General features: G+C 69.5%; 10 protein-coding genes. 6 read left to right on the plus strand and 4 right to left on the minus strand.

Annotation, left to right across the window (positions count from 1 at the left end):
• Together AD428_RS16090 and AD428_RS16095 are read right to left on the minus strand one after the other, a co-directional pair.
• Window positions 1-1,100, minus strand: a 1,100-nt coding sequence (locus AD428_RS16090) for an anhydro-N-acetylmuramic acid kinase (protein WP_053245856.1), incomplete at its 3' end; no start/stop codon positions are given.
• 11 nt (window positions 1,101-1,111) lie between these two features.
• On the minus strand, window positions 1,112-2,521 hold the full coding sequence (locus tag AD428_RS16095; RefSeq protein WP_053245857.1) for a M23 family metallopeptidase: 1,410 nt from the start codon (window positions 2,519-2,521) through the stop codon (window positions 1,112-1,114).
• A 255-nt stretch (window positions 2,522-2,776) separates the two neighbouring features.
• Here AD428_RS16095 and tyrS point away from each other — a divergent pair, with 255 nt between their 5' ends.
• The 4 genes from tyrS (at window position 2,777) to nrdR (ending at window position 6,969) form a co-directional block, all read left to right on the plus strand.
• Window positions 2,777-4,006, plus strand: a complete 1,230-nt coding sequence (tyrS, locus tag AD428_RS16100; RefSeq protein ID WP_053245858.1) for a tyrosine--tRNA ligase — start codon at window positions 2,777-2,779, stop codon at window positions 4,004-4,006.
• Window positions 4,007-4,078: 72 nt separating this feature from the next.
• A complete protein-coding gene (locus AD428_RS16105; protein ID WP_053245859.1) occupies window positions 4,079-4,735 on the plus strand; it encodes a YbhB/YbcL family Raf kinase inhibitor-like protein in 657 nt (218 codons plus the stop codon).
• Window positions 4,736-5,041: 306 nt separating this feature from the next.
• Window positions 5,042-6,292 (plus strand): serine hydroxymethyltransferase, encoded by a 1,251-nt coding sequence (gene glyA / locus AD428_RS16110; protein ID WP_053245860.1) that lies wholly within the window; start codon window positions 5,042-5,044, stop codon window positions 6,290-6,292.
• 188 nt (window positions 6,293-6,480) lie between these two features.
• On the plus strand, window positions 6,481-6,969 hold the full coding sequence (nrdR, locus tag AD428_RS16115) for a transcriptional regulator NrdR (protein ID WP_053245861.1): 489 nt from the start codon (window positions 6,481-6,483) through the stop codon (window positions 6,967-6,969).
• A 23-nt stretch (window positions 6,970-6,992) separates the two neighbouring features.
• On the opposite strand, the gene AD428_RS16120 is transcribed toward nrdR, so the two are convergent.
• Together AD428_RS16120 and AD428_RS16125 are read right to left on the minus strand one after the other, a co-directional pair.
• Window positions 6,993-7,952, minus strand: coding sequence for a GlxA family transcriptional regulator (locus tag AD428_RS16120; protein WP_053245862.1), 960 nt, complete (start codon window positions 7,950-7,952; stop codon window positions 6,993-6,995).
• 17 nt (window positions 7,953-7,969) lie between these two features.
• Window positions 7,970-8,533: a cysteine hydrolase family protein gene (locus tag AD428_RS16125; protein WP_053245863.1), complete on the minus strand. Its 564-nt coding sequence runs from the start codon at window positions 8,531-8,533 to the stop codon at window positions 7,970-7,972.
• Window positions 8,534-8,683: 150 nt separating this feature from the next.
• On the opposite strand from AD428_RS16125, the gene ribD reads away from it, so the two are divergent.
• Together ribD and AD428_RS16135 are read left to right on the plus strand one after the other, a co-directional pair.
• Window positions 8,684-9,832 (plus strand): bifunctional diaminohydroxyphosphoribosylaminopyrimidine deaminase/5-amino-6-(5-phosphoribosylamino)uracil reductase RibD, encoded by a 1,149-nt coding sequence (gene ribD / locus AD428_RS16130; RefSeq protein WP_152968120.1) that lies wholly within the window; start codon window positions 8,684-8,686, stop codon window positions 9,830-9,832.
• 30 nt (window positions 9,833-9,862) lie between these two features.
• Window positions 9,863-10,535 (plus strand): hypothetical protein (locus tag AD428_RS16135; RefSeq protein ID WP_152968119.1); only part of this gene is annotated, 673 nt, incomplete at its 3' end.

Here is a 10,535-nt window from a genome sequence, read left to right on the forward strand (position 1 = left end):
ACGGCCGGGTCGCCCGCCGGCTTGCGGTCCACGCAGGCTTGTGCCAGCCAGGCGAATGCCATGGCCTCGACCTGCTGGGCGGGCACGCCCAGGGCGTCCGTGGGATGCACGGGCCGCTGCAGGCAGTACGCCAGTTCGCGCATCAGGGCAGGGTTGTGCGCCCCGCCGCCACATACGTAGACTTCGCGCACCGGCGCGCCGGCCGCGTCGATGGCGTTGGCCACCGTGCGGGCCGTCAGGCGCAGCAGCGTGGCTTGCACGTCCTGGGGCGCGGGCGAGGGGCCGTCGAAGCTCGCGAGCCGCTCGTCCAGCCACTGCATGTTGAAAAGGTCGCGCCCCGTGGACTTGGGCGCGGGCAGGGCGAACCAGGGTTCGCTGGAAATGAAGTGCTCGAGCAGGGGCGCCAGCGCCATGCCGGAGGCCGCCCAGCGGCCGTCCTTGTCATAGGCCTGGCCCAGATGGCGCTGGCACCAGGCGTCCAGGAAGATATTGGCCGGCCCGGTGTCGAAGCCGCGGGCGGGCCGGCCTGGCTCGAGGAGCGTCACGTTGGCGATGCCGCCCAGGTTGAGCACGGCGCGGCCTTGCGCGGCGCCGAACACGGCGGCATGGAAGGGCGGCACCAGCGGCGCGCCCTGGCCGCCCGCGGCCACGTCGCGGCTGCGGAAATCCGCCACCACGTCGATGCCCGTGAGTTCGGCCAGCAGCGCCGGTGCGTTGAGCTGCAGGGTGTAGCCGCTGTCGGGCCGGTGCCGCACCGTCTGCCCGTGCGCGCCGATGGCCTCGACGTCCGCGGCGGGTACGCCCGCCGTTTCCAGCAGCATCGCCGCCACCCGCGCATACAGCCGCGCCAGCGCGTTGGACGCCAGGGCGGCGCGCGCCAGTTCGTCCGCGCCGGGCTCGTTCAGCGCCAGCAATTCATGCCGCAGCGCCTCGGGCATGGGCAGGCTGGCGTGCGCCAGCGCCCGGGGCGGGGCGCCATCGGCCAGCGCCGCCAGCACGCCGTCCACGCCGTCCACGCTGGTGCCCGACATCAGGCCGATAAAAAGCCTGCCGCCGCGGGAAGCGGGGGCAGGCTGGCTGGCGGCGGGCTTGCCGTTCATGTTGCCGGGCCTCAGCGGCTGGCGACGTTGGTCAGCGCCTCGGGCAGGGTCTGCTGGAATTCCGTGAGCAACTGGATCTGCTGCTTGTACGGCGCGACCGCCTGGGCAAAGGCGCGCTGCTCGGCCGGCTCCAGGGCGCGGGCCACGGGGAGGTCGACCGACAGCGGATCGACCGGCTGGTTGTCCACGCGGAACTCATAATGCAGGTGCGGGCCGGTGGCCCAGCCGGTGGAGCCCACGTAACCGATGAGCTGGCCTTGCGCGATCTTGTCGCCCTTGCGCAGGCCCGCGGCGATGCGGCTCTGGTGCGCGTACACCGTCGAGTATTTGCCGTAGTGCTTGAGGATCACCACATTGCCGTAGCCGTTCTGCCAGCCGGCGAATTCGACCGTGCCGTCGGCGGTGGCGTGGATGGGCGTGCCCGCCGGCGCGGCGTAGTCCACGCCCTTGTGCCCCGTCCAGGTCTTGTGGATGGGGTGCATGCGCATGCCGAAGGTGGAGCTGATGCGGCTGAACTTCAGGGCGGTGCGCAGGAAGGCGCCGCGCAGGCTGGTGCCGTCGAAGTCGTAATAGGAGCCGTTCTTGCCGTCGGCGCTGAACCAGACCGCGTTGTAGGTCTTGCCGTTGTTGATGAACTCGAGCGCCAGCACGCGCCCGGCGCCGGCGTAGCGGCCATCGTGCGAGCGCACTTCGTAGACCACGCGGAACTGGTCGCCCTGGCGCAAGTCGCGCAGGAAGTCGATCTTGGCGCTGAGGATGTCGGCCATCTGCATGGTGACCGAATCGGGGATGCCGGCCGCGTCGGTGGCGCCGAAGAGCGAGGAGCGGATGGTGCCCACGGCCACGCGCGTCTGGCGGTCGGTGTCTTCGGTGATCTCGCGGGCCTTGTAGCCGTCGCCGGCCGGCTCGACCTGCAGCATGCGGGTCACGACCTGGCCGTCGGACTCGTTGCCCGGCGTGTGGATGTAGCGCAGCCAGACCAGGTTGCCGTCGGCGTCGGTGGCGGCCTGCACGGCGCGGCCGGGATACAGCTTATAGATGCTGCGGGCGCTGGCGTCGTGCGTCAGGAAGCCCTGCAGCTGGGGCGAATCGAGCTCGAGGCGCTGGAGCACCGCCGACAGGGTGTCGCCGGGACGGATGCGGGTTTCGCTGATGTAGGGCGCGGCGCTGGGCGCGCTGACCTCGACCTGTTCGGCCGAGAGGGGCAGCGGGCTGCGGATGAGGCGGGACGGGGGAATCTCGCTGCGGTCGGGCTGCTGGACCATGCCCAGCGCGGCGGCGCCGGCGAACAGGCCCAGGGCGGTGACGATCAGCGTGCGGCTGAAGAGGCCCGAGCGGTGCGGCTTGGGTTCGACAGGCGCAAATACGGCAGCAACTCTACGCTTGATGCTACTGGCCAGGTCTTGGAGGCCACGATTCATCGTGTAGATACTCTCTCAGGTGGCTTGAAGTCGCAGGGTGCGTAATGCGGACGGCCCCGCAGCCGCGAATGGCGTCGGGCAGGGCGGCGCGGAGCGCATCTTGTGAACAACGGGTGATAGAGCGGCACGCAACTGCGCATATCGCCAGTTGCGTATGATTAGGGCGGTATCCTAGCCGATTCGGCTAGAATTTTCGACTGTTTTCCTTACTTTTTACACCTTTTTGCCGGCCGAAGCCGCCCTGGTGCCCCTGACATGTCCTCTTCCGAAGCCCCCATCACCCCCGAAGTCGAAGCCGATCTGCGTATAGTCAAGCGCGGCTGCGACGAGCTGCTGGTCGAATCCGAGTTCGCCCGCAAGCTCGCCCGCAGCCGCGCCACCGGCACGCCGCTGCGGATCAAGCTGGGGCTCGACCCCACCGCGCCCGACATCCACCTGGGCCACACCGTGGTGCTGAACAAGATGCGCCAGCTCCAGGACCTGGGCCACACGGTCATCTTCCTCATCGGCGACTTCACTTCCACCATCGGCGACCCGAGCGGCCGCAACAGCACGCGCCCGCCGCTGACCCGCGAGCAGATCGAGGCCAACGCGCAGACCTACTACGCGCAGGCCAGCCTGGTGCTGGATCCGTCGCGCACCGAAATCCGCTACAACTCCGAATGGTGCGACCCGCTGGGCGCGCGCGGCATGATTCAGCTCGCTTCCCGCTATACGGTGGCCCGCATGATGGAGCGCGAGGACTTCACCAAGCGTTTCAAGAGCGGGGTGCCCATCTCGGTGCACGAATTCCTGTACCCGCTGATGCAGGGTTACGACTCGGTGGCGTTGAAGGCCGATCTGGAGCTGGGGGGCACGGATCAGAAGTTCAACCTGCTGGTCGGGCGCGAACTGCAGAAAGAGTACGGCCAGGAGCCCCAGTGCATCCTGACGATGCCGCTGCTGGTCGGCACCGACGGCGTCGAGAAGATGTCCAAGTCCAAGGGCAACTACATCGGCATTTCGGAGTCGCCCGACTCGATGTTCGGCAAGCTGATGTCGATCTCCGACACGCTGATGTGGCGCTACTTCGAGCTGCTTTCCTTCCGTTCGCTGGAAGAGATCGCTGCCCTGCGTCAGGAGGTCGAGGGCGGGCGCAACCCGCGCGACGCCAAGGTCATGCTGGCGCAGGAGATCATCACGCGCTTTCACAGCGCCCGCGAGGCCGGGCAGGCGCTGGCCAGCTTCGAGGCGCGGTTCCGCGACGGCGCCATTCCGGACGACATTCCCGAGGTGAACGTGGCCGGCGCGCCGCTGGGCATCCTGAAGCTGCTGCGCGAGGCTGGGCTGGTCGCTTCCGGCTCGGAAGCGCAGCGCAACGTCGAGCAGGGCGGCGTCCGGGTGGATGGCAACCGTGTGGAGGACAAGGCCCTGCAATTGGGGGTCGGAACCTACGTCGTCCAGGTGGGCAAGCGCAAATTCGCCCGTGTTAACGTGACCCAATGACGGCGGAGTTTTGATACGCTGGGGGTACGGGCAGGGGCCGCACGGCCTTTGCGGCACACTTAGGAGCACGGCATGAAACTTTCGAGTCTGTCCTTTTCCGATAACGAGTCGATTCCCGAGCGCTATGCCTTCGGCAAGATCGACGAGCAATCGCACGTCGCGCTGGCCGACAACTTCAATCCGCAGTTTTCGTGGAATGACGTGCCCGCGGGCACGCAGTCGTTCGCCCTGATCTGCCACGACCCCGATGTGCCCTCCCGCCCCGACGACGTCAACCAGGAAGGCCGCGAAGTGCCGGCCGACCTGCCGCGCGTCGATTTCTTCCACTGGGTGCTGGTCGACCTGGCTCCCGACGTGCGCGAAATCGAGGAAGGCACCTTCTCCAACGGCATCACGCCGCGCGGCAAGGGCGGTCCGCTGGCGCCCATGGATGCGCGCCAGGGCATCAACTCGTACTCCGACTGGTTCGCCAACGACCACGACATGAGCGGCGAGTACTTCGGCTACGATGGCCCGTGCCCGCCCTGGAACGACGCCAAGGTGCACCGGTACATCTTCACGCTCTATGCGCTGGACGTGCCCACGCTGAAGCTGCAGGGCGCCTTCACGGGCGAAGACGCGCTGCGGGCCATCCAGGGGCACGTGCTGGCGCAGGCGTCGGTCACCGGCACCTACACCCTCAACCCCAGGCTCGCGCCCACCCAGATCGGCGCCACCTCCAGTTCGTGACGCCCGCCACAGGCGGCGATCCGCAAGAACCAGGGCCGCGCGAGCGGCCCTTTTCGCGCCCGCGCCCCGTCGGACGGCGGGCCGGGGCGGCGGGGGGCTTAGCATGAAAGTTTCTCAAGACGGCTTGAGCGCGGTTTCCGACCGCGCGGCAATGCGCGCCGTTTTCGCGCCGGGGCGGGGCTTTTTGCGGCGGTTCGCGGCATTTGAGGGGCAAGTCCCCGCCTGCGACGCGGTAAACTAAGCGCCATTGCCCGGGTTTACCCGGTACGGCTTCCCCCTCTCTTACCGCTTCAGGAACCTCCCGTCATGTTTGACCGCAACCTTACCTTGTCCAAGGCCGATCCCGACGTCTGGGCCGCCGTCCAGAAAGAAGAGCTTCGCCAGGAGCAGCACATCGAGCTGATCGCCTCGGAGAACTACGCCAGCCCGGCCGTCATGGAAGCCCAGGGCACGCAGCTCACCAACAAGTACGCCGAAGGCTACCCGGGCAAGCGTTACTATGGCGGATGCGAATACGTGGACGTGGTCGAGCAGCTCGCCATCGACCGCCTGAAGCAGATCTTCGGCGCCGAGGCGGCCAACGTGCAGCCCAACTCGGGTTCGCAGGCCAACCAGGGCGTTTACATGGCCGTGCTCAAGCCCGGCGACACCGTGCTGGGCATGAGCCTGGCCGAGGGCGGCCACCTCACGCACGGCGCCTCGGTCAACGCCTCGGGCAAGCTGTACAACTTCCTGTCCTACGGCCTGGACGAGAACGAGGTCCTGAACTACGCGCAGGTCGAGCAGCTCGCCCGCGAACACAAGCCCAAGCTCATCGTGGCGGGCGCCTCGGCCTACGCGCTGCACATCGACTTCGAGCGCATGGCCCGCATCGCCCACGACAACGGCGCGCTCCTCATGGTGGACATCGCCCACTACGCGGGCCTGGTGGCCGGCGGCGCCTATCCCAATCCGGTGCCCCACGCCGACTTCGTCACGTCCACCACGCACAAGTCGCTGCGCGGCCCGCGCGGCGGCGTCATCATGATGAAGGCCGAGTACGAGAAGATCGTCAACTCGGCCATCTTCCCCGGCATCCAGGGCGGCCCGCTCATGCACGTCATCGCGGCCAAGGCCGTGGCCTTCAAGGAAGCGCTGGCGCCCGAGTTCAAGGAATACGCCCAGCAGGTCGTCAAGAACGCCAAGGTGCTGGCCGACACGCTGGTCAAGCGCGGCCTGCGCATCGTGTCGGGCCGCACGGAAAGCCACGTCATGCTGGTGGACCTGCGTTCCAAGGGCATCACTGGCAAGGAAGCCGAAGCCGTGCTGGGCCAGGCCCACATCACGGTGAACAAGAACGCCATTCCGAACGACCCGGAAAAGCCCTTCGTCACCAGCGGCATCCGCCTGGGCACGCCGGCCATGACCACGCGCGGCTTCAAGGAAGCCGAAGCCGAGCTTACCGCCAACCTGATCGCCGACGTGCTGGACAACCCGCGCGACGAAGCCAACATCGCCGCCGTGCGCGCGCGCGTCAACGAGCTGACCTCGCGCCTGCCTGTCTACGGCAGGAAGTAAGTTGCTGCGGGGCGGCGGCCTGCCGCCCGCGCGCTGGGGAAAACGGCTCTGCGTGAGCCGTTTTTTCATGGCCGCCGGCCCGCTTCCGAGGCCCCGGCGGGGCCGGAATGCCGCGATCCTGGCCGCGAGCCCGGGCGCATCGTTACAATATGCCGAATTATTGCCACGCGCTTCAGAGGGGGCCTCACATGCGCTGTCCATTTTGCGGCAATTCCGAAACCCAGGTCGTGGACAGCCGCGTATCGGAAGAGGGCGACGCCATCCGCCGCCGCCGCCGCTGCCTGTCCTGTGACAAACGCTTCACCACCTACGAGCGGGTGGAGCTCGCCATGCCGTCCGTCGTGAAGCGCAACGGCAGCCGCAGCGAGTACGATCCGGCCAAGCTGCGGGCCAGCCTCAGCCTGGCGCTGCGCAAGCGTCCGGTCAGCACCGAAGACGTGGACGCCGCCGTGGCCCGCATCGAAGAGCAGCTCCTGGCCAGCGGCCTGCGCGAAGTGCCCACCCAGCACATCGGCGAGCTCGTCATGAACGAGCTGCGCAAGCTCGACAAAGTGGCCTACGTGCGCTTCGCTTCCGTCTACAAGAGCTTCGAGGACATCGGGGAATTCGTGGAGGCCATCCGCGAAATGCAGGGGCCGCTGCTGCCGGGCAAGCTGCGCAAAGACCCGGGCCAATAGGCGCCGGGCAGTCGCCGCCGGCGTCAGCCCGCCTCGCCGCGCGCCATGCTGGGCGGCTGGGACTCGTATTTGCGCCATACCCGGCGCAGGTGCTGGGCCGAGCCGAATCCCGATTTTTCCGCCACGCGCTCGAGGTCCAGCCGCGTTTCTCGCAGCAGGTCGCGCGCCAGCGCGACGCGTATGCCATACAGATAATCCATGGGCGTGCAGCCCGCGTGCTCGCGGAAGAGCCGCGCCAGATGCCGCGGGCTGGTGTGCGCCTGCTCCGCCAGGGCCTGGGCCGACCATGGTGCGGCCGGGTCGCGCAGCACGGCGTCCTGCACGCGGTGCACGCCCGGGTGCAGATGGCTGCGGTGCGCGAGCCAGGGCGAGAGCGCCGTATCGGTGCCCGCGCGCCGGTGGTAGACCACCATCTCGCGCGCCACCTCGGCGGCGACGCGCGCGCCGCAGTGTCGGGCCACCACGTGCAGCGCCAGGTCGATGCCGGCCGTGACGCCGGCGCTGGTGAGCAGGTTGCCGTCTTCCACGAAAATGCGGTTGTCGTGCACGCGCGCGTCCGGATCGATTTCCGCCAGTTGCGCCAGGCAGCTGTGGTGCGTGGTGCATTCGCGTCCGCGCGTCAGTCCGGCCGCGGCGGCGAAAAGCGCGCCCGCGCACACCGTCATCAGCGTAAAGCCGTCGGCGGGGTGCCGCCGCGCCAGCCACTGCACGATGCGGCGGGAATCGGGATCGTCCAGCGGCACGCGCGGGCCCACCACGCCCGAGACGATCACCAATGCGTGCGGCGGCAGCGAGTCCGGCAGAGGGCGCAGGCGCCCCAGGCTCAGCCCGGCCAGGCCGGTTTCCACTTCGCGGCCGGGCCCGCAGAAAGACAGCTCGAAACTGCCGGGGCAGAGCTTTTCGGCCACGCGGAACGCCTCCGCGGGCCCGGCCAGGTCCAGCAGCACGATGCCGCGCGTCACGACGAAATGAACGGCCGCCATGCCGCGCTCTCCCGGGTTCAGGCGGCCAGCGCGTCCGCGGCCCGGGCGATGCGGGCGAAGCGGCCGGCCAGCACCAGCTCCGTGCGGTCGCGGATTTCCGCCGGCGTGTAGCGTTGGCCCGAGGGGCTTTCCATGGCGAAGGTCAGCGTCGCGTCGGTCGGGAACACCACCTTGAAGCCCGCGTCGCTCGCATGGCGGGCGGTGGTTTCGCAGCATTGCTCGGTGCGGATGCCGCTCACGATGATGCCCTCGATGCCGTGATCGCGCAGCCAATCGTGCAGCGTGGCGCCGTCGGCCGTCTTGGCGTAGAGCGAGGAATGCACCGTCTTGTGGAACACCGCGTCCGGCTCGATACGCAGCTGCTCGAGCGTGCGCACGTGGCCCGATGCCCGGGAGAAGGGGTTGGCCGGGTCGTCCGAGACGCTGGTATGGAACACCTGCAGCACGGGCATGCCGCGGCCGCGGGCGTCGTCGATCAGCGACTGCAGCCGGGCCACGAATCCGGGGTATTCCGTTTCGTCCCAAAACGGACGGTGACGGAACGATTCCTGGGCGTCGATGACGATAAGGGCTTGTTTCATTTTGGCGGGCTCCTGTCAAGGAATTCTAGGGACGTCGGGCACATTGTGCTAGCCCGGCGGCCCAAGGACGAGGCCGGCCGCAGACCAGCATCGGCCTAAAACGGACATGACGGCCCGGCCGCCGCCCGCCCCGCATACAATGCCAGCGTGATGACCCGAGCCCGCCCCGACGATCTCTCCTGGATGCGCCGCGCCCTGGCGCTGGCCCAATCCGTGCTCTACACCACCACGCCCAACCCGCGCGTGGGATGCGTCATCGTGCGCGACGGCCGCGTCATCGGCGAAGGGGCGACCCAGCCGCCCGGCGGTCCCCATGCCGAGATCTGCGCCCTGCGCGACGCCGAGGCGCGCGGCGAGCCGGTGCAGGGCGCCACGCTGTATGTCACGCTGGAGCCCTGCAGCCACCATGGGCGCACCCCGCCATGCGTGGATGCGGTGCTGGCCGCCCGGCCCGCCCGCGTGGTGGTCGCCATGGGCGACCCCAACCCGCTGGTCAACGGCCGCGGGCTCGCCCGGCTGCGCGAGGCGGGCATCGACGTGGTCACCGGAGTCTGCCTGGACGAAGCCCTGGCGCTCAACCCCGGTTTCGTTTCCCGCATGAGCCGGGGCCTGCCCTGGGTCTGGCTCAAGATGGCGGCCTCGCTGGATGGCCGCAGCGCGCTGCACAACGGCATGTCGCAATGGATTACCGGCCCCGAGGCGCGCGCCGACGGCCACCACTGGCGCGCGCGCGCCTGCGTGGTGCTGACCGGCATGGGCACCATACTCAAGGACGATCCCCGGCTCAACGTGCGGGCGGTCCAGACGCCGCGGCAGCCGCGCAAGGCGGTGGTGGATGGCCGTTTCGAGATTCCCGAGGATGCGCGTCTGTTCGACGGCGCCGAAGTCATCGTCTTCACCGCCCGCGAAGACGCGGCCAAGGCCACCCGCCTGGCCGCGAAGAATGCGCGCGTGGTGCCGTTGCCCGGGCCCGTGCCGGGGCGCGTGGACCTGCCGGCGGCCATGCGCTGGCTGGCCGCGCATGACTGCAACGAGGTGCACGTGGAGGCGGGCGCGGGCCTGAGCGGCGCGCTGGTGTCGGCGGGCTGCGTGGACGAGCTGCTGCTCTATCTCGCGCCCGTGCTGCTGGGCGATGCGGCCGGCATGGTGAAGCTGCCCGTGCTGGAGCACCTGGATGCCGCCCGCCGCTACCGCTATATAGATACGGCGGCGCTGGGCGAGGACGTGCGCCTGCGCGCGCGGGTCGAGGGCAACTGGCAGGACCTGCGCGAGCGCGTCGCCCTGCCTGCCCTGCCGTAGCGGCGGATCAGGCCCGGCCGCGCGCAGCGCGTGGTCGGCGGCGATTTCCCGGTAATGGAAGCGGGTGTCGGGCCGCGCTTCGCTGGCGGCCGCCTGGGCCGCATACAGCCGGATCGCCTGCTTGAGGCCGGCCGCCGGAATCGTGTCGCCGCAAGCGGCGCCGGCCGTCAGCGCCTCGCAGGCGCAGGGTTCTCCGCCCGCGGCCAGATGCGGGCGGGCTTCGCGGCCCAGGCTTGCCGCCGAAAGATTCGCGGCGTCGTTGGCGCCGCGCGCGGCCAGTTCGCGCACCAACTGATAGCGCGCCGCCGCCGCTGTGCGCCGGGCCTCGTCTTTGGTCGGCTGAGAATCGTCCCCGATTACTGCGAGCATGCAGGCGGCCCATGCGGCGCGAGGTGCGGCCGCCCCGGCGGGCAGTGCCAGCACCGCCTCGAACCTTTCGACGGCGGACCGCAGGCGTCCGGGCTGCCCGGCCCGGTGCGCCGCGCGGTAGTCCACCGCGGCGGCGGCATACCGGCGCACCGCCTCGTCCAGGCCCGCGCCGGCGGCATACGCCTGGTCGCCATTCGCGCGCTTGCGCATGGCGCGCAGGCGATCGCGGGCCTCCTGGTCCAGCGCGGCGTCGAGGTCTTCGGGAATGGCCTCGGGCTGGCACGCCTGGGCCGCGGCTTCGGCCCGCGCGGGGCCGCGGGGCGGCGGCGGAACC

This window comes from Achromobacter sp. DMS1 (assembly GCF_001270295.1).